Origin of the sequence: Vibrio sp. 2096 (assembly GCF_033339595.1) — a bacterium.
Taxonomy (GTDB): domain Bacteria; phylum Pseudomonadota; class Gammaproteobacteria; order Enterobacterales; family Vibrionaceae; genus Vibrio; species Vibrio alginolyticus.
Window position 1 is genome coordinate 160,513 of the sequence record NZ_JAWOUX010000005.1, and the last position, 20,361, is coordinate 180,873.

13 protein-coding genes are annotated in these 20,361 nt (G+C 44.4%); 6 read left to right on the forward strand and 7 right to left on the reverse strand.

The window, feature by feature from the left end; translation table 11 throughout:
• Positions 1-426 precede the first annotated feature (426 nt).
• The 4 genes from R7Q41_RS11925 to hemL all read right to left on the reverse strand — a co-directional run bounded on the left by R7Q41_RS11925 (position 427) and on the right by hemL (position 7,868).
• Positions 427-3,813: a response regulator gene (locus R7Q41_RS11925; protein WP_005380036.1), complete on the reverse strand. Its 3,387-nt coding sequence runs from the start codon at positions 3,811-3,813 to the stop codon at positions 427-429.
• A gap of 226 nt (positions 3,814-4,039) precedes the next feature.
• Complete coding sequence (gene rsmC / locus R7Q41_RS11930; protein ID WP_033905578.1) at positions 4,040-5,065, reverse strand: 16S rRNA (guanine(1207)-N(2))-methyltransferase RsmC; 1,026 nt, start codon at positions 5,063-5,065, stop codon at positions 4,040-4,042.
• A 76-nt stretch (positions 5,066-5,141) separates the two neighbouring features.
• Positions 5,142-6,227 carry an AI-2E family transporter gene (locus R7Q41_RS11935; RefSeq protein WP_031779035.1) on the reverse strand — a complete coding sequence of 362 codons (1,086 nt, stop codon included), beginning with the start codon at positions 6,225-6,227 and terminating at the stop codon, positions 5,142-5,144.
• Positions 6,228-6,572: 345 nt separating this feature from the next.
• Positions 6,573-7,868, reverse strand: a complete 1,296-nt coding sequence (hemL, locus tag R7Q41_RS11940) for a glutamate-1-semialdehyde 2,1-aminomutase (RefSeq protein ID WP_017820414.1) — start codon at positions 7,866-7,868, stop codon at positions 6,573-6,575.
• A 246-nt stretch (positions 7,869-8,114) separates the two neighbouring features.
• Between hemL and erpA the strand changes: the two genes are divergently transcribed.
• The 3 genes from erpA (at position 8,115) to vmeK (ending at position 12,791) form a co-directional block, all read left to right on the forward strand.
• Positions 8,115-8,456, forward strand: a complete 342-nt coding sequence (erpA, locus tag R7Q41_RS11945) for an iron-sulfur cluster insertion protein ErpA (RefSeq protein WP_005380031.1) — start codon at positions 8,115-8,117, stop codon at positions 8,454-8,456.
• A 105-nt stretch (positions 8,457-8,561) separates the two neighbouring features.
• Entirely contained in the window at positions 8,562-9,677 is a 1,116-nt protein-coding gene (locus R7Q41_RS11950; protein WP_005386537.1) for an efflux RND transporter periplasmic adaptor subunit, read from the forward strand.
• A 9-nt stretch (positions 9,678-9,686) separates the two neighbouring features.
• Positions 9,687-12,791: a multidrug efflux RND transporter permease subunit VmeK gene (gene vmeK, locus R7Q41_RS11955; protein WP_017820415.1), complete on the forward strand. Its 3,105-nt coding sequence runs from the start codon at positions 9,687-9,689 to the stop codon at positions 12,789-12,791.
• 65 nt (positions 12,792-12,856) lie between these two features.
• Here the strand turns inward: vmeK and R7Q41_RS11960 are convergent, their stop codons facing one another.
• Positions 12,857-14,149: a peptidoglycan DD-metalloendopeptidase family protein gene (locus tag R7Q41_RS11960; RefSeq protein WP_021707738.1), complete on the reverse strand. Its 1,293-nt coding sequence runs from the start codon at positions 14,147-14,149 to the stop codon at positions 12,857-12,859.
• Between the two features lie 130 nt (positions 14,150-14,279).
• Here R7Q41_RS11960 and tyrS point away from each other — a divergent pair, with 130 nt between their 5' ends.
• Positions 14,280-15,467, forward strand: a complete 1,188-nt coding sequence (tyrS, locus tag R7Q41_RS11965; protein ID WP_017820416.1) for a tyrosine--tRNA ligase — start codon at positions 14,280-14,282, stop codon at positions 15,465-15,467.
• 418 nt (positions 15,468-15,885) lie between these two features.
• A complete protein-coding gene (locus R7Q41_RS11970) occupies positions 15,886-16,731 on the forward strand; it encodes a magnesium transporter (RefSeq protein WP_005380062.1) in 846 nt (281 codons plus the stop codon).
• On the opposite strand, the gene dacB is transcribed toward R7Q41_RS11970, so the two are convergent.
• Both dacB and R7Q41_RS11980 read right to left on the reverse strand, forming a co-directional pair.
• Positions 16,710-18,131, reverse strand: a complete 1,422-nt coding sequence (gene dacB / locus R7Q41_RS11975) for a serine-type D-Ala-D-Ala carboxypeptidase (protein ID WP_005380063.1) — start codon at positions 18,129-18,131, stop codon at positions 16,710-16,712. The genes R7Q41_RS11970 and dacB overlap by 22 nt on opposite strands.
• Positions 18,132-18,317: 186 nt before the next feature.
• Positions 18,318-19,340 carry a porin gene (locus R7Q41_RS11980; protein ID WP_005380064.1) on the reverse strand — a complete coding sequence of 341 codons (1,023 nt, stop codon included), beginning with the start codon at positions 19,338-19,340 and terminating at the stop codon, positions 18,318-18,320.
• A 545-nt stretch (positions 19,341-19,885) separates the two neighbouring features.
• On the opposite strand from R7Q41_RS11980, the gene greA reads away from it, so the two are divergent.
• Positions 19,886-20,359, forward strand: a complete 474-nt coding sequence (gene greA / locus R7Q41_RS11985; protein WP_005380065.1) for a transcription elongation factor GreA — start codon at positions 19,886-19,888, stop codon at positions 20,357-20,359.
• Positions 20,360-20,361 lie beyond the last annotated feature (2 nt).

Sequence of the window (20,361 nt, forward strand, 5' to 3'; positions counted from 1 at the left end):
GTTTCTTGCTTGGTTTCTAGGTTCGGAGATCTCGCTCACATGCAGAAATGGTGTTAATTAATCAGCTAAAAATTAATCTGCCGTTCTGTTGTGATTAAGTTCGCAATCTCTATCAATAGTTCGTCAAAATCCGCTTGTTATCTGAAAAATGGCCTTTTTTATCGACAGTTTTCTTCCGTTTGTTGTCCTTTTTTTATTGTATGAATGAAGTTTTTCGGTTGCTCGAACTTACCTAGTTAAGACAAGTTAAATGGATAAGGTCGTACGTTTTGAAGACCAACAATAGATAGCGTTGTCTAACCAAATGTTCGTTATTGGAAATATGTTAACGGGGTAGGAAGAGGCGGTCTCTTTTATCTCTAGGAAGGGAATACTCGAATAACAAAAAAGCCCAGCATGCACGCTGGGCTAGTTTTTTGATAAATATTAGCTGGTCAATAGTCGCTGTAGTTTATCTCGTTGTGCTTCTATGTATGCTCTCTCGGGGCTCTGTTCTTTGCAGTGTTCGAGAATGAACTCTATCGAGCTTAGCACCGTTCTCCAACGTGGTGTTTTGGGTAATGTTTCTATACGCATGTATTTATCTAAAGTGCGTGTTTGCAAAGTACTACGGTCTAGATAAACGCGCCACAAGCCACTTTGCTCTGCAAATGCGAACTTACTTTCACCCGTTACAGATTCCCAATACTCTAAAGCATGTGTCATTGCGTCTACTAGAACTTCTCGCATAAGTTCTTGCTTGTCTTTTTTATTACCGAGCGCTTTGTCTGCAAGGCGCGTAAATTCTCCGCCAAGCTCTTTTAGCTTTTGTAATTGGTCTTTGTCACCATCAAATGCATAACTTGAAAGCACTTCTACGGCGGTTTCTAGATTATGTATGCGAGCGGCACTGGCTCCACCGCCGACATTAAAGATGTACATGATATCTAACCCTGAACCTTCAGGGAGCTTAAGAATGTCTGCTTCGATGTTCTGACGAATATCTTCAATATAGATATCAATCTTGCCACAGTAATGAGGTTGTTTGACGGTTAGATATTTAGGGGCAATCAGCTCATCAGCAGATGAGCGCTTTAGCTGTTCTAAGCTGCGCTTGAATAGCTTACAAGCAGCTTCGTTAGCAAAGCGAATACGCTTGTCTTCACGTAGACAGATGATAGCTTCAGGAGCCGATTCTAGCTGTTCCAACAGACGACCTTGAGTCTCAAGTAAGCTTGCTTCAACGACTGCTCGCTGTCTAAGTTCAGACTCTAGCACTTTGTTTTCCATATGGCGCATTTCTGCTTTACTTGCCGTTAAATGCGCTTGGATACGTGCCGCCAACTCTTGTTTATTAAATGGTTTCGATAAATAGTCGTTGGCTCCTGCTTCAAAACCTCTTACACGATCTTCTGTTTGACTGAGTGCGGTGAGCATAATGATTGGCAACTCGGCATGATCATAGGTTTCACGTAGTTCACTACAAACTTGGTAGCCGCTCATGCCTGGCATCATGATATCCAATAACAGAAGTTCCGGCTTCTCTTGCTCGACGAGCGCTAACGTTTCTGGCCCATCGGAGACGGTACGCACACGATAGCCCTCTAAACGTAAAAAGCTTTCAAGCACGCGTAAGTTTACTGGTTCATCGTCAGCAACATACAGTAACGGGCCGTCTGGGTTCTCTGGAAGTGATAAGTCTTCGCTGTTCTCTACATTAACTTCAGGAATTTGGAAGTGCCCGTGCGCAGCTAGAGTCTGGGTTGCTTGGATTTCTTCTTCACTGGCGAGCGGTAAAGTGAAACTGAAGGTAGTTCCGACCATTGGTTGGCTACTGACGTATAACGAGCCTCCCATTAATTCGATCAATTGCCGGCTAATGGAGAGCCCAAGCCCTGCACCTTGACGATAACGGCTCGCGTCTTGCCCTGCTTGGATAAGTGGTTCAAAAATATGCTCAAGTTGTTCTGCGGGAATTCCTTGTCCAGTATCCACGACTTGTACGCGTACATGATCATCTACCACATTAGCGGAGATAACAATTTTACCTTCTGAGGTGTATTTAATCGCATTGCCAATCAGGTTATATAGCACTTGTTCAAGGCGTTGCGGGTCAGCTGACACTGCTTTTAAATCCGCTGGGACTTGGTTGATGATGCGGATGGTTTTACTTCCAAGTAAATGGCTAGAAAGCTCTAAAACCAATCGTGTTGCACTGCCCAAACTCACTGCTGATTTCTGGATATCCATGCTTCCATAACGCATTTTATGATAATCCAACAAGTCATCGACTAGATTAGCGAGACGCTGACCACTTTTAATGATGATATCAAGCTGATATTTCTGGCTAGCGGGGATCGCGCCATTGGCGCCGGACGCTAAGGTTTCAGCAATCCCGACCATGCCGTGTAACGGTGTACGAAGTTCATGAGAAGTCGTGGCTAAGAATTCATCTTTTAATTTATCGGCCAATTGCAGTTCTTCATTCTGTTTTTGAATGATCTGTATGTTGCTTTCTAGTTCTTCATTTTGCTTCTTAATGGTTTGAATCTTCTCTCGAATAGAGCGTTGCATTCGTTCAAAGCTTAACGCAAGCCGACCAATTTCATCTTTACGAACAGTATTAAAAGACGTGTCATCAAGATCACCTGCAGAGACCTTTTCGGCAACCCAAGTCAATTTCAGCAACGGAGAAGTGATAAAGTTTGATAAATAGTGAGAAGCGATCACCACAAGGATAATGGCGATCAACATAGCGATAACGAATAGTTTTTCGAGTTGATGGATACGAGCGAAAGCTTCGTTTTCTGGTAACTGTACGACGAGCGCCCAAATCACACCACGAGTTTCAATCGGTGCATAAGCCGCGATGATCTCTTCACCTAAACCGTTTGTGTAAGTGCCGACACCAAATGCACCAGAGAGTGCTTTATCGATCACTTCTAAACTGTTCTTAATATCGTCTTGTTTCGTGTTAATTGTGCGAGGTTGGTGATCATTTCCAACCAGCAAGGTGTTAATTGATGACTCTCGGTTGGCGTCTGCGGCTAACTTAGTGATGCCATTATTTGGCAAGCGGAACATGGCATAGCTGTGTAGATAACCTTGCTGAACAATTGGTGCACCTAGCCAAGCGACTGATTTCCCCCCTTCCAGCTCGAAGTCAGACACAATCACAGGAGTGTAGTCTTCGTTTACTTTTCGACGTTCAGTCACATCATCGGCGAGACGCTTGAAAGTTTTGCCAAGTGCCGAGTCTTTGTAGGGGCCTGATAACAAGTTCGTTCCGTAGTTATCGTCTTTGTTGATCGAGTAGGTGACGTTACCATTGATGTCGACCAGCAAAATGTCATTAAAATCAGAGCGCTTGAGGAGCTCTAAGTAGGCCCAATGATAGCGTTTATGTAAAAGCCGGTAACGTTCACTTCCTACATAGTTGGATGACTCGGGTAACGTTGAGGTTTTGATTTGGTCTCCGCTGCCCTCGATGTAGCGCTGTTGGGCGTTTTTACGAGACTCTTCAATATCATTGCCTAAACGACTAAAAGCATTGACGAGACCGTAGAATCGGCCACCACTGGCGTAAGCCAACTCTGAGCGCACAAAGCCCATGACTTCGGTTTCTCGTGCCTCAAAGTAGTCGATGATTTGCTGCTGTTTTGTATCTCGAACAGACAGTAAGTGCGAGGTGCTTTGTTCTTGCAGATCTTTACTGTGGGACTGCAAGAAAAAGATCGCAGTAATGGTAAGAGGTGTGATACTGAGCACCAGAAATGCGGTCATCAGTGTACTCTGAAGGCGCTTAAATTTCTGTTTTTTGTAGAATTTAAACATGGATAAGATTACAACTCATAATGGGCAGTTCTAAAACATACTTCGCTGCCGAGGTTCTCGTTAAAAACGGATAAGATGTTCAACTAGATAGAATTAACAAAATTAACGAGTTTTTTTTCTTTGACAAGAAAGTTAGTTGTAAAGCGTGCAGGGTGACGCAGTTTTTCTTATGAGTGTTGAATTTATGAGAAAAAATCGCGCAGGTTTGTGCCCGCGCGGGGGGAAGTTATGATTTTTTCGCGTAGTAGATAGAAAATTTATTGGTCTTATTTAGCGTCTCGCAATTATTAAACGCCCGCTCGATAATTGGTGGGTATTTTAAGAAACTATTCGCGACAATCACCATTTCGCCGTCTTTGGTTAAATATTGTGGTGCCTGACCCAACAAGGTTTCCGCTGCGTTGTAATTTGTGTCTAGACCACTGTGGAATGGCGGGTTGCTGACGATAAAGCGGTAGTCTTTTGCGGTATCCGAGTATATATCTGATGCAAATACGCGTCCGGATAAACCATTCGCTTCTAATGTGGCTTGGCTAGAAGTGATCGCATAAGCATTAATGTCACACATCTCAATCGCGATCTCTGGATTCGCTTTCGCCATAAACGCACCGAGTACACCTGCACCACAACCAAAGTCGAGCACTTTGCCCGACAGCTTAGGTAAGGCTTCAAGCAGCAATCGGCTACCTAAGTCGAACTCGCCATGGCTGAATACGCCAGGTAGGCTCTTAACCGCTAGCGACTGCTCACCGAGTGTAACAGTGTAAGACTTAAACCAATCTGCTTGGTTGAAAGGTTTTGGTTCATTGAGGCAATTACCCCAGTAAAATGAGCAGCGACGAGCAGAGTCGTACTTGTTCACAGGGCCGTATTCTTGGAACATCTTCTCGATGCTCTTGATGCCGGAGCGGTTTTCACCAACGATGACGATTTCGGTGTTAATGCCCAGTTTCGCCATCAACATCGCCAGCAAGTATTCTGCTTCGGCTTTTGCTTTTGGCCAGTATAAAAGGACCATGTCTGCTTTTGTTTCAACATCAAACACAGAGCCAAAATGACTTTTCACTTTGTCAGAGGTTTGAATTTGGCGGTAGTAGCTATAGTTGGAAGTAAACACTTCAACAGACTCACAATGAGCCACTAACTCAAGAGGAAATAGGTCTTCAACTTCACCAGCGACTAAAACGTGTTTTCCGTTGAAGTATTCAAGTTGGCGCTGAGCTATTTGGCTAGGAGCGATATAAGCAGACATAAATTTGGTTCATCAGAAATAATTTGGGGCAGATTTTCGCACAATCCGCCCCAAGCTTGAAGTGATTAAGCGGTGACTAGCTGTTGTCTTGTTGGTTAAGGAAGTCTTTGAATTCTTCCTCGTAGATATTAAACAGTACCATGGTCACGGCAAAAATAAGTGGGCCGTAGATAAGACCAATCAAACCAAACAGATGCAGACCACCCAGTAATGAGAAGAAAATCATAAGGGTATTCATGCCGGCGCTGCCTTGCATTAACAACGGACGTAATAGGTTATCTATAGAGCCAACGATAACTACACTCCACACCGTCAAGAAGATAGCCCAAGTCATATCGCCTGTTAAGAACAAGTACGCTGCTGCAGGAATCCAGATTAGCGCGGTTCCTACCACTGGAATGAATGATGCAAAGCCCATCATTGTTCCCCAAAATAACCCAGGGAAACCGGCGAGCCACATACCGATACCGCCAGCCAAACCTTGAGCAATCGCTGTCATGAATGAGCCCATTACGGCTGATTTAGAAACTTGCTCTATCTCTGTCAATATGCGGTCTTCTTGGCTACGTGAGAGTGGCAGGATATGACGAATCGCAGAGATAATTTTGTCGTGGTCACGAAGCAGAAAAAACAGCACAAACAGCATTAGGAAGAAGTTCATTAGGAAGTTGGTTGCGTCTCCTAAAATCTTTGCGCTGATAGCGACTAAGTTAGAGCCAAACGATGTGGCAAATTGCCCAATTTTCTCAGCGATGGCTTTGGGCTCGATTTTATCAAAAGGTAAGTACTCATTAACAATCGCTAAGCCTTTGATAACGAAAGGATGTTGGAATATATCTTGGATACCACCATTGGTAACCCAATTATATGTATTTTGTGAGAAAACAGAGCCTTGCTGAACAATGGCGGCAAACACAAATAAAAGCGGGATAACAATAATAAACGTCAAGACGACACATGACAGCAGTGCCGCCATATTGGGGTGCTTGGGAATTTTCTGCTCAAACCATTCGTGTATCGGAAACATGAGCAAAGAAATGATAAAAGCCATCACAATGGAATTGATATATGGCTCAACCAATAAGTAGCAAGCAAAAGCAGCGGCGAGTAAAGCAACCATTAGTACTCGGTGACTCGACGTTATTTTTACATTATTTGGCATGGTATTAGTCCAACTTACAGGTGACGTTTACGGTTTATGCCTTCAATGATGGCGTGTAACCTTTATTACTTTGCACTCTTAACTCTTTCAAGCTTATGACAATGCCGAATTAGAGCAGGGCGATGTACCTTGCTATAATGACTACAAATCAGTCGGTTATCAATCAAGAGATGAGCTATGGGTTGTTGCAACGGTGATAAAAAGTGTCAAACCGAGAAAAAAGCTAAGCGAATACCGTGGTTTGGCATTGTCGTTGGCGTATTAGCGATATTGGTTATTTTGAATTGGCAATAAAAAAGGACCGTTACGGTCCTTTTCTAAATGCGTTATCGCCGTTTTTAGCGATTACTTCGCTTCTTCTGCAAGAACAGCAAAACAGCGGTCAGCAGCTTCTAGTGTGGCATCAATCTCTTTTGAACCATGAGCGAGTGAAGTAAAGCTCGCTTCAAACGCAGATGGCGCAAGGTAGACACCGTGTTTTAGCATTAAGTGGAAGAAACGCTTGAAGCGTTCTACATCGCACTTCGTTACGTCTTCGTAGCAAGTTACTTTTTCTTGGTCAGTGAAGAAGAAGCCGAACATACCGCCCACTTGGTTAACAACTAGCGGAATACCGTGTTTTTCTGCTAGAGACTTAAAACCTTCAGCAAGTTGTTTCGTTTTAGAAGCTAGGCGCTTTTCGTTGCCCTCTTCTTTTAGAAGGTTCAAACATGCGTAGCCTGCTGCCATTGCGACAGGGTTACCGGAAAGGGTACCAGCTTGGTAAACTGGGCCTGTAGGTGCAACGTATTGCATCACTTCTTTACGGCCACCGAAAGCACCTACTGGCATACCGCCACCAATCACTTTACCCAGTGTCGTTAGGTCGGGTTTGATGTTGTAGTGTGCTTGCGCGCCGCCTAGAGCAACACGGAAGCCTGTCATTACTTCATCAAAAATTAGTAGCGCGCCTTCTTGATCACAGATGTCACGTAGCCCTTCGTGGAAGCCTTCCACTGGTGGAATACAGTTCATGTTGCCTGCTACTGGCTCAACGATGATACAAGCAATTTCGCCTTTGTTAGCAGCAAATAGCTCGCGTACAGAATCTAGGTCGTTGAATGTTGCTGTTAGCGTGTGCTTAGCAAAATCTGCAGGAACGCCAGGAGAGCTTGGTTGGCCTAGAGTTAGTGCACCAGAACCTGCTTTTACTAGCAAGCTGTCAGCATGGCCGTGGTAACAACCTTCAAATTTCATGATCTTGTCGCGACCGGTGAAGCCACGTGCAAGGCGAATCGCGCTCATCGTAGCTTCAGTACCAGAACTTACCATGCGGATTTGCTCCATTGATGGAACAAGCTCAGAAACTAATTCTGCCATCGCGATTTCAAGTTCTGTTGGCGCACCGAAGCTAAGACCGCGTTGCGCTGCATCAATTACTGCTTCGCGGATAACTGCGTGGTTGTGGCCAAGAATCATTGGACCCCAAGAGCCAACGTAATCAATATACGCTTTACCATCGGCATCAAAAATCAGTGGACCGTCTGCTCGTTCGATAAATAGCGGAGAGCCGCCAACGCCGTTGAATGCACGAACTGGTGAATTGACACCGCCAGGGATGGTTTGCTGAGCTTTTTGATACAGCTCTGATGATTTGGTCATGGGGTTATCCTCTTTTGATTGCTCGGACCAAGTGGAGCGCATTGTACCTAGCTATAATCAAGTTAGAAACGTTTTGCTTAATTTATGTGTTGTTTCGCAGTGTAATCTTATATATCCGCATCTGTTATAAAGAATCGGCGGCGAATACTTGAACGAGTTTGTCAGGTATTGGATAATCGTCTCAATTAGCACAAATTTGACGTCTTGCTTCAGGCTTGACGCATTACACGAGTGAGAGAGGTCTTCGTGAGCGAAGTAAACGTACCATTATCTTTTTCTGACGCAGCAGCATCTCGCGTTAAAGCATTGATTGCTGAAGAAGAAAACCCAGCATTGAAACTGCGCGTATACATTACTGGCGGCGGCTGCAGCGGCTTCCAATACGGCTTTACTTTTGATGAAAATGTAAACGAAGGCGATACGACAATCGTAAACAGTGGTGTAACACTGGTTGTAGACCCTATGAGTCTGCAATATCTCGTTGGCGGTATTGTTGACTACACAGAAGGGTTGGAAGGAGCGCGCTTCTTCGTAAATAATCCAAATGCAACGACAACATGTGGTTGTGGTGCATCGTTCAGTGTGTAATTAACACCTAACAGGCAGCTAATGGCTGCCTGTGCTTTATGTAGAAGGATGTCACGTAAAGCGCACACTCGCAGATATGCAGAGAAATAATAAAAAGGACTTTATATGTCTGGACTTTCTTTTGGACGCCGAATTGTCGAGCGCCCTTGGCTAGTATCTCTTATCCTCGTCTTACTTCTTGTTGCATGGCTAACCATCGGCCAACTCAAAGCACAAGATGATCATCCTAACTCTTCAACATCCACGAACACAACACCACTTGCAAAGGTGATGTTTGATACTTTTCTTGCCGAACCTACCAGTAAAACCATTGAATTGTATGGACGAACAGCGCCCAATCGTCAAGCGCGTCTTGGCGCCGAAGTTGCCGGTAAAATAGTCAGTCTTAACATAAAGAAAGGCCAAGCGGTCAAACAGGGACAAGTGATCGCAAACATCGATAAGCGCGACCTTGGCATTCAACTTAAACGGGCCCAGGCGATGCTGTTGGTTAAAGAGAAAGAGTTTAATGCAGCTAAATCGCTAAAAAGTCGTGGACTGCAAGGTGAGGTTGCATTTGCGACAGCGCAAGCAGCGTTGGTAGATGCACGTGCGAATTTGAGTAACGTGCAAACGGCTTTAAGAAATACTGAGGTTAAAGCGCCATTTGATGGCATCGTAGATCACCACTTTGTTGAGTTAGGTGATTTTGTCGGGATTGGCGATCCTATTGCGACGGTCATTGATTTGGATACTTTAGTGATTGAAGCCGATGTCAGTGAACGGCATATACAATACCTTAAGGAAGGCCTAGAAGCCGACGTAAGAACCATTAACCAACAGCATCATCAAGGTCGTGTGCGCTACATTGGACGTGTTTCTTCTGCTTCTACTAATACATTTCCAATTGAAATCGAAATTGATAATCAAGACGCAAGAATTCCTGCCGGTATGAGCGCAGAAGTACAGCTGCCTTTGAGTGAAGTGTTGGCAGTAAAGATTACGGCTGCCATGTTAGCACTAGATGAAGAAGGTAACTTAGGTGTCAAGACACTGCGTAATGAGTATGTTGAGTTTGTTCCAATTCAACTCGTTAAGGCCGAGGATGATGGTGTGTGGCTCTCTGGGTTAGGAGAGCGTGCAGACATTATCGTACTGGGACAAGGTTTTGTGCGAGATGGTGATCAAGTACTGGCCAATAAAGTTGATGACGTAGTTGTTGAAGCGGCTAGTGAGCAGTAAGGAGCACTTATGTACACTCTGATTGATGCTGCGTTATCCCGCGCTCGCACCATGCTGACATTACTGGTGATGATCTTAATTGCCGGTGTCATTACTTACGTCACTATCCCCAAGGAATCGAGCCCAGATATTACCATTCCTATTATCTACGTTTCTGTTGGGCATCAAGGCATTTCTCCCGTCGATGCCGAACGTTTATTAGTTCGGCCAATAGAGCAAGAGTTGCGCTCTATTGAAGGTGTAAAAGAGATGACCTCTGTGGCATCAGAAGGTCATGCTTCGGTGACGCTGGAATTTAGTGTTGGAGTGGATCTTGATAAAGCGATGGCAGATGTGCGTGATGCGGTTGATCTTGCAAAGCCAAAATTACCAGAGGACAGTGATGAGCCAACGGTAAATGAAGTCACGTTTGCATCTGAAGAGCCTGTTTTGACTGTTGTTCTATATGGCACCGTACCAGAGCGGACCATTGTACAGATTGCCAGAACGCTACGTGATCGTTTGGAGAGTTTCCGTCAGGTTCTTGAAGTTGAAATCGCAGGGGATCGCGAAGACATCGTGGAGATAGTTGTCGATCCGCTATTAATGGAAAGCTACGGTCTCGATCAAGCGGACATCTATAATTTAATTGCCTTGAATAACCGAGTTGTGGCTGCGGGGTTTGTCGATACTGGGTATGGACGCTTTTCGGTAAAAGTCCCATCGGTTTTTGATTCACTGAAAGATGTGCTTGAACTACCGATCAAGGTGAATGGCAAAGAGGTGATCACTTTTGGCGATGTGGCGACAGTACGACGTGCATTTCGCGATCCTGAAAGTTTTGCTCGTTTAGATGGCGAATCTGCCATCGTTTTGGACGTAAAAAAACGGGCAGGGGAAAACATCATTGAAACGGTTGAGCTGGTAAAAGAAGTACTGGCTCTGGGACAGAAGCGCGCCGAGTGGCCCGACAATTTGCAAGTTAAATATACTTGGGATCAATCCGACGATGTCAAATTGATGCTCAGTGATCTACAAAACAATATCTTATCCGCAATTATCCTCGTAGTTATCGTCATTATTGCCATATTGGGGGTTAGGACCGCGCTTCTCGTGGGGATTTCTATTCCAGGATCGTTCTTGACTGGGTTGTTGGTGTTATCGGTATTTGGGCTGACGGTCAATATCGTCGTACTGTTTGCTTTAATTATGGCGGTAGGCATGTTGGTGGATGGTGCCATTGTGGTGACAGAGTTTGCAGATCGGCGCATGCAAGAAGGAACGCCACGTAAAGAAGCCTATCGAGATGCAGCAAAGCGAATGGCCTGGCCTATTACCGCATCCACAGCAACCACATTGGCTGCGTTTGCTCCGTTACTTTTCTGGCCAGACATCACTGGTGAGTTCATGAAGTACTTACCACTTACTTTAATTGCTACCTTGGCCGCTTCGCTGATGATGGCTTTATTGTTCGTTCCTGTCATCGGTGGGATCATTGGCAAGCCTCAAGTAGTCAATCAGAAAGCTCAGCGAGAAATGGTGGAGCTGCATAACGGCAACTTTGAAAAAGCGACTGGCATTACCAAGCTTTATTACCAGACTCTGTCGGTAGCGATTCGTCATCCATGGAAAGTCTTACTCAGCGCGATACTGCTAGCGGCAGGTGTCGGCTTCACTTACAACAAAGCTGGCTTGGGTGCAGAGTTTTTCCCTGAGGTGGACCCTGCCTTTTTTACCGTTAAAGTTCGTTCTTATGGTGACCTGTCTATTCACGAAAAAGATGTTGTTATGCGCGAAATCGAGAAGGTGATGCTCGGTCATGACGAGTTTGAAAGTGTCTACACGCGCACAGGATCGAGCGATAATGGGGACGAGATTGGCCAGATTCAAATAACGCCTGTGGATTGGCAGTATCGACGCAAAGTGAAAACCATTATTGAGGAACTAAAAGAGACGACAGACCGCTTTTATGGTGTTGAACTTGAGTATAAATTCCCGGACGCAGGGCCGCCTGTCGAGCATGATCTCGTGATTGAAGTGTCATCACGAAATTTGAGTGTTAGTGCGTTAGATGAAGCAGCCAAAAAAGTACGACATTGGGCTGATGGTAATCCTGCACTGACCAACTTGAGTGATACCACTAATAAGGAAGGGATTGATTGGCAAATTGATATCCAGCGAGATGACGCCTCTCGCTTTGCAGCGGATGCTACTTTAGTCGGGAATACCGTCCAGTTTGTTACGAACGGCTTGAAAATAGGCGATTATTTGCCCGATGATGCGGATGAAGAAGTCGATATTTTGGTGCGCTATCCGCAAGATAAGCGCGACATAGGTCGATTTGATCAGCTGAGAGTGAAAACGGCAGCTGGTCTAGTACCGATTACGAATTTTGCTCAAATCAAACCAGATCATAAGCAAGACACTATTCGTCGGGTCGACGGTCATCGAGTTATCAATATTAAAGCGGATATGGTGGAAGGTTACAATTTGGCGCTTGAGTTACCTAAGATTGCCGCTGGAATGGAACAGCTCGACTTACCAGAAGGCATTGAATATAAGATTCGGGGTCAAAATGAAGAGCAGGAAAACTCATCAGCATTCTTGCAAAATGCTTTTATTGTCGCGCTTGGTGTGATGGCTTTGATTTTAATTACGCAGTTTAATAGCTTTTATCAAGCTTTCTTAATCCTTAGTGCAGTGCTGTTTTCTACCGTTGGTGTCTTCGCTGGGTTACTTATTTTCCAAAAGCCATTTGGCATCATTATGTCGGGAATTGGAGTGATTGCGTTGGCTGGTATCGTGGTAAACAACAATATTGTTTTAATCGATACTTATAATCAGATGCGTAAACGTGGCTTAGAAAAATCTGAGGCTATTTTGCGTACGGGTGTGCAGCGTTTAAGACCCGTTTTACTTACGACGGTGACCACCATATTAGGCTTATTGCCAATGGTGTTAGAAATGAACATCGACTTAGTTAATCAGAAAGTGGAGTTTGGCGCACCAAGCACTCAATGGTGGTCTCAGCTTGCGACCGCTGTCGCGGGTGGTTTGGCGTTTGCGACTTTGCTAACGTTAGTTCTGACACCGTGTTTGCTTATGCTCGGGAGAGAGCATCACTCCGAACAGTAAGCTTTATCGTGATGATATCGACAAAACAAAAAGGGCAGCGAAGCTGCCCTTTTCAATACCTTGCCTTACTTCATTGCTAACAGTTTGCTGTAGCGTTCAAGCTTGTCCATGCTAACTTTCGCGTTTGCCATGAAAGTTTGTCTCGCTTTTCCTGTCAGGGATTTAGATTGTGGCAAATTCACCGTGCGCGGGTTTTTATGGACACCATTCACAAGGAACTCATAGTGCAGGTGAGGGCCAGTTACACGGCCAGTTCCGCCAAGCGTACCGATGGTTTGGCCTTGCTTAACGCGTTGACCAGCTCGTACAGTACGTTTGGTTAAGTGCAGGTACTTGGTAATGTAAGTATTACTATGTTTAATGAAAACGTAGTTACCATTAAATTTGTTGTAAGACGATTTTTGAACGACGCCATCACCAGCTGCCCAAATCGGGGTACCCACCGGTGCCGCATAGTCCGTGCCTCTATGAGGACGAACGCGTCCCGTCACTGGATGTAAGCGGCGTGGGTTGAAATTAGACGAAACTCGACGGAAATCCAACGGCGCGCGTAAGAATGCTTTTTTCATTGCACGCCCATTTTCGTCGTAATACTTGCCACTTTTCTGATCCAATATTGCGGTAAAGGTATCGCCTTGGTTTTTAAAGATCGCAGCAATGATTTTTCCACGGCCGATTACTTCACCTTCTACCACTTCCTCTTGGTAAAGTACTCGGAAGCTGTCGTTTTTACGAATATCTAAAGCAAAGTCGATGTCCCAACCAAATATGCCAGCCAGTTCCATGATTTGGTTACCATTTAATCCAGAAGATATTCCTGCATTCCAAAAGTTTGATTTGATGGTGGCTTCAGCGTAGTTGTACTGGAAGTCGACTTCTTTTTTATCAACTTCAGAAACGTACTTGCCGTCTTTTAATGTGATACGAAAAGTCTCGAACGCGCTTAGTGTTCTTCTTAGCTGCACCAAGTCGCTATTTTCGTCAAAACCAAATTGCAATCGGTCACCAGGTCGAAGCCGAGTTAACTGTTTTTCCACTTCTTTGTCTGATGACACCAGTTCATGTAATAGACGAGCAGAAAGCCCTACGCGACTAAATAAGATGGCAGCACTCTCGCCATTTTTTACCTTGTATGTCTCCCAGCGCAGCACGGCGGGAACCGCAGGCGATGAACTATTTAGTGCACTGAGTTCGAGGGAAACTGGCACAGGATAATGTTGACCAACTTTTAATCGGCTCTGCTGCGGGTCTAGGTCTTGCGGATCAGGTAAAAAGAAGAGCGCGAAGATAATCAGCGCACTAAAAAAACCGATCAATACTTTGTGCAAGAGTGGAAGTCGGACAAAAATCGAATGCATGAGGTACTTGATTGCTAAATTAAACGGAAAAAGTGACAACTACCTAGTCTAACGTGTTTCAAAATGCATCGCTATTCAAGTAATATGTTCAGCTATTATATTTTTGCCAAATCTGTGGGAGTGAACAAGAATGGCGAGCATTGAAGCTGCACTAGCCGAGATTAAGCGCGGTGTTGAAGAGCTGATTCCAGAAGAAGAGCTAATCGCAAAACTAAAAGAAGACCGTCCTCTACGTATTAAATTGGGCGCTGATCCAACAGCACCTGACATTCACCTAGGTCATACGGTTATTTTCAATAAGCTTCGCTTGTTCCAAGAACTAGGTCATGAAGTGACGTTCCTAATCGGTGACTTCACTGCAATGGTTGGTGACCCGACAGGTAAAAACACAACTCGTCCACCGCTAAGTCGCGAAGACGTATTGCGTAACGCTGAAACGTACAAAGAGCAAGTGTTCAAAATTCTCGATCCTGCAAAGACTAAAATTCAGTTTAACTCTGAGTGGCTGTCTGAATTGGGCGCAGAAGGTATGATTCGCCTTGCGGCAAACCAAACCGTTGCTCGTATGCTAGAGCGTGACGACTTTAAAAAGCGTTACGCGGGTGGTCAGCCAATTGCTATTCATGAGTTCATGTACCCACTTCTACAAGGTTGGGACTCAGTAGCAATGGAAACGGATGTTGAATTAGGTGGTACAGACCAGAAGTTCAACCTTCTAATGGGTCGTGAACTGCAAAAGTCTCACGGTCAAAAACCTCAGGTTGTACTGATGATGCCGCTTCTAGTGGGCCTTGATGGCGAGAAGAAGATGTCTAAGTCAGCAAACAACTACATCGGTATCAGCGAAGCGCCAAGCGAAATGTTTGGTAAAATCATGTCTATTTCTGATGACCTAATGTGGAGCTACTACGAGCTGCTCTCTTTCCGTCCTCTGGAAGAGATTGCTCAATTCAAAGCTGATGTAGAAGCGGGCAAAAACCCTCGTGACATCAAAGTATTGCTAGCAAAAGAAATTATTGCTCGTTTCCACAGTGAAGCCGATGCCGATGCAGCAGAGCAAGAATTCGTAAACCGTTTTGCGAAGAACCAAATTCCTGATGAAATGCCAGAGTTTGACTTTGACGCAGGTCGCCCAGTGAGTAATCTGTTGAAAGAAGCAGGTTTATGTCCATCATCGTCAGATGCGATGCGCATGGTTAAGCAGGGCGCTGTGAAGATTGATGGTGAAAAAATTGCGGACAGCAAATTTGCTCCAGAAGCGGGTACTTACGTGTTCCAAGTAGGCAAACGTAAATTTGCTCGTATTACTATTCAGTAATCCATAATGACTGCAAATGAAAGCGTCCGAAGGGCGCTTTTTTTGTATGAAAATTTAGCAAAAACGGCAAAGTAAAACTTCCATACCTGATGAACTTTGCTACTATACTTGCGCTGCCAATAATGGCAGCGCTATCGGAGATTTACATGAACAATACCGACCATCCTCCCAGTCGTTGGGTGAGTAAGATTAAGGGAGCGAAATAACCCGCTTCGGTATTGGCGATCTCCGCCTTACCTAAGTGGTGAGGCATCTTTTCTAATTTTCTTCTCGTTATTTCCTTCATACATTCTGAATAGACAGTGCATTCGCATTGGTTTTCTCTGTGCATCTTAATTGTTGTCTGACTTTTAGCGTGCAAGAGTGGCTTTTCATGCTTTGTCGATGGTCGTTACCAATGCCAATCGGGAGATTCGCCATGACGGTAATGAACAACACTTTTATTGAAACAACACCAAACTTTTCTGAAGTAGAAATTGGTGCAGCTCGCAATGCATTCTTGCAGTACGAGCAAGAGCAACAAGTCCATTTGCTTACGGTTATGCCGATTGATGAGGCTGTAGGTATTTTACAGCATTGCTCTGTCGGCTATGTGAATAGTCTTATTGCTCAACTTGAGCAAGCAGGTCATGACAAACGCGCACGTCATTATGCTCACCAACTGGGTCTGCATATGTCTGAAGTTGATACACCCGATGGTTATTTATCAACTAGTGTTTTAGGGCATGTAAAACAGCGTATTGGATGGATCATTGCGCTGGCTCTTTTAGGGATAGTGTCAGGCTTGATCATCGCTCAGTATGAGGACACCCTTAGTCAGCTTGTTTTACTTGCAGTGTACATGCCAGTGATTGCAGCTGCTGGTGGTAACACAGGAACACAAGCAGCAACTTTGGTGATTCGTGCTCTTGCTACTGGAGAGTTAAAAAAGCGCCAATGGTTAGAAGTTTTGTGGAAAGAGAGCCGAGTCGCTCTATTTATTGCGCTAGCGATCGCTATCGTGATGATTGGACGCATTATGTTATTTAGTGCAGGACAATCAACAGGAGGCTTTGAACTGACCGATATCGCACTGGCAATAGCAGTTGCGCTGTTCATTCAAGTCACCATTTCTACAACATTGGGCGGGCTGTTGCCAATTATTGCACGAGCTTGCAAGTTGGACCCAGCCGTATTGGTGAGTCCAGTTCTTGCATCTATCGTCGATATTTCAGGAATGTGGATTTACTTTAACGTGGTGAACTATTTCTTAGGTATTGCCTGACTAAAGTTCACAATGTCATTGTAAAAAAGCTGCTCAAAATGTGTAATCGGGGCGATGACAGGTGTGTTGTCGTCCCTTTTTTCTGGGAAGTAGTCTGAAACAAACTGAACAAAAATGGTGTTAGGTTGACCATTTTTGTCCAAGCCATATCCAGCCATATTGTAAGTCCCGTAGATAGAGCCACTTTTCGCGATCAGCTGTCCTTTAATTGGAAGTTTTCGCATACTTTGTCGGTACTTTAATGTGCCGGATTCACCTGATTTCGGCATGATGGCAATCAATTTGAGTTCGTTTTCATGCTTCCAAATATAGCGCAGCATTTCAGCCATCTTGGTCGCGGAGATCCGGTTATTTCGCGAAAGTCCTGAGCCGTCTTCTAGGCGCGCATTACGAATATCAATACCAGTGTTGGCGAAAATGATCTGCTTGATCGCTTCTGTACCGTTAGTAAAACTGCCTGGCTGAACGAAAAATTTAGCACCAAGTGTTTTGGTTAATGTGTCGGCAATCAAGTTGTCAGAGTTTTTGAGCATATCTTCGAGAATGTCTGGTAAGGCTTTTGATTGATGCATTGCGATGAGTTTTCGCTGCTTTTCTGGCGCCGTACCGACCCTAATCTGTCCTGATACCCCAATGTTGAGCTCCTTGAGCAAAGCCGCCAACCTTTGACTGGTGTAACGCTCAGGGTCTTGAACCGCAAATTTCAGTGGCAATGGTTTGTCTCTTTCAACCAAGCACCCTGTTAGCTTGTAGTTGTTATCGGGATTTGCAACTAAACCTAAGTCACAATGACGACTTTTCTTAATGGTTTTAGAAACTGTTTCTACGGTACTTGTGACACGAATAGGTTGATGCTCTGGTACGTAGACCCGCGTTCCACCATCTTTTTGTGTATAGATAGAGGCTTGTACACAGTTGTTATTGAGTGTGATGGTCGATGCCGGAGCGCTGTAGCAAACTCCCAAGATATCCCATGGCCAGCCCACCGCACGGTTATAACCAGTGAATGCGCTGTTATCGAGCCATAGGTCACCGTTAATCCGTTTTAAGCCATTTTTCTTAGCTAGAGTGAGGAGTGATTTTAAGTCGTTGGTTTGGAGTGTTGGGTCGCCGACAAAGTAAATCACTGCATCTGAGTTCGACGTTTCCAGCTTGGTTCGAAACCGGAAATTATCACCCAGTTCTAGCTTTGCGGCTAATGCGGTGACGATTTTTAATGTACTCGCTGGTGGGAACAGTTGTTCGGTAGGATGAACACCGTCAAGCTCAGCATTTTCACTGAGTTTTTCCGCAACTAAACTGATGCGGGCGCCTTCAGGCAGCACTTCTTGATGAGGGTACGCTTGTGAAAAAGCAGAAAGTAATGAAGAGAATATGAGCAAGGGCCAACGTAAACGCATAATGATACTTTCTAAGGTGAGTTATGTGATTGAGTATACGCAAGTCCTTTCAATATGCTAGGTAACTAAAGAAATGCTTCAAATGTCTTCATGAATGAGACACGAGAGAAAGGCGCGCTGCTTAAAATTAAGTATAAAAAATGCCCGCTTAAAGCGGGCATTCGATATTCTAGTCAAAGACCGGAATTAGAAGTCGTAACGTAGACCTAGAGCTAGCTCGTCTTCAGCATCGATCTTAGTTGCAACTGTTTTGCTCGTGTCAGTTGAACCAAACTTGTCACCTGCATCAATCAGGTTGAAGTTGTAAGAAATGTAACCACGGAAGTTAGGCTTGAAGTAGTAAGAAGCATCAACAGCGAAGTTGTTTGCAGAAGTTTCGTTGTTAGTTTCTGCATTGTTGTATGATGTTGTAAATACTGTTTGGCCTAGAGTGTAAGCACCTGCTAGCTCGTAACCAGTGTAATCAACTGTGTTACTGTTGTTTGAATCTTCCATTTTCTCGCCGTCAGTGAATACACCAGCGAAGTAAAGATCAGACATTGTGTAAGATGCAGCTAGCATGTACTCGTTAGCTTTGTCTTGATCTGCGTAACCAGCACCTAGCTCAAGACCAGTGTCAGCTAGAGCGTAGATTGCAGATAGAGAGTAACCGTCTTGTTTGTTGTCGTAGTACTCACCAGTGTTTTTGTTTTCCATACGATCAGCGAAGCGGTAGCTTGCTTTTACGCTTAGGTTTTCAAACTGGCCTTTGTAAGCCATCATGTTGTCTGTACGGTCTGATACAGCTAGTTTGTCTGCTGCAGAGTTACCGTGGTAAGCCATGATATCTGTGAAGTCAGTGATAACGCCTAGTGCACCTTCAGTTTTACCGTATGCGAACTCACCGTAAGCACCGCCAAGACCAGCGTAAGCAAGACGAGTTTCTAGATCGCTCTTGTCGTCGCCGTCTACAGTACCGTTTTGAGCAGTCTCAAATTCACCTTCCCAGAAACCAACACCGTATAGGTTGTCATTGATTTCTTGTTTACCAAGGAAGTTTAGACGGATGCGAGATTTGTCTTGAGCGTCGCCATCTTTCATAGATAGACGTGCTTCAGCACGGCCGCCCATTTCTAGAGAAGTACCGTCTTGGTTGTAAAGTTCAGCTGCGTTTACGCCAGTTGCCATAGCTGCTGCAGATACAGAAAGAGCAATTAGAGTCTTTTTCATCTTATTTGTCCTAGTTAGCTGTCCATAATCATTGTTGTATGGGGGAGAGGTGATCTCTCACAAGTTGTTGGTCCAAAATTGGCTAATTGAGCGATATAGTTCGCACTTGTAAGCCATTGATCTAACAACTCGCTGGACATGTTTTACTGCTAAAGTTTCCGTATGAGTTAGTAAAATGATATAAATCCCACTGATGAACACTGTTCAATTGTGCGTTGTTTTTATTTAAATTACTGTTTTTGATTGAAATTATTGGCAATGACATTGGCCTGACATTGATTAGTTTTTATCTTTTTTGAGGTTTTTGGTGTAATGAACAGTGTTGTTTTTCAATAAATTGAGAAGGTGATTCGCCCTAGAACCGCTCTAAAAGTGAGTTATATCATTATGCCGAAAAGGCATAGTCTTGCTGTCTTTCGAATTAAGATGATTTCGTCCGGGAGTTTGTTTACACTAAACGAAATACATCTTTAAGCGCACTACCCAGTCCTATGACAGGGTGGGCTTTTTTTGTCCAAAGACCCATTTGGGCTTGAGGTTATAAAATGGAAAAAGTTCCAATGACACTACGTGGCGAGCAAAAGCTACGTGCAGAACTCGATCGTCTACTTAAACTACGTCCTCAGATCTCAGAGGCAATTGCTGAAGCTCGTGAGCTAGGTGATTTAAAAGAGAATGCTGAATATCACGCCGCTCGTGAAGAGCAGGGCATTTGTGAAGCACAAATCCGTGACATTGAATACAAACTGTCAGTTGCTCAAGTTATTGATGTAACGAAGATGGAGAACACGGGTAAAGTTATTTTTGGTTCAACCGTAACCTTGATTGATATCGACACCGAAGAAGAAAAAACGTACCAAATCGTTGGTGATGACGAAGCCGATATCAAAGCAGGTCGCATTTCAGTGAGCTCACCTATTGCTCGTGGCCTGATTGGTAAGATGGAAGGCGATGAAGTTGCTATTCAAACTCCGGGTGGCGCGAAAGACTTCGAAATTGACCGAGTAGAATATATCTAAGT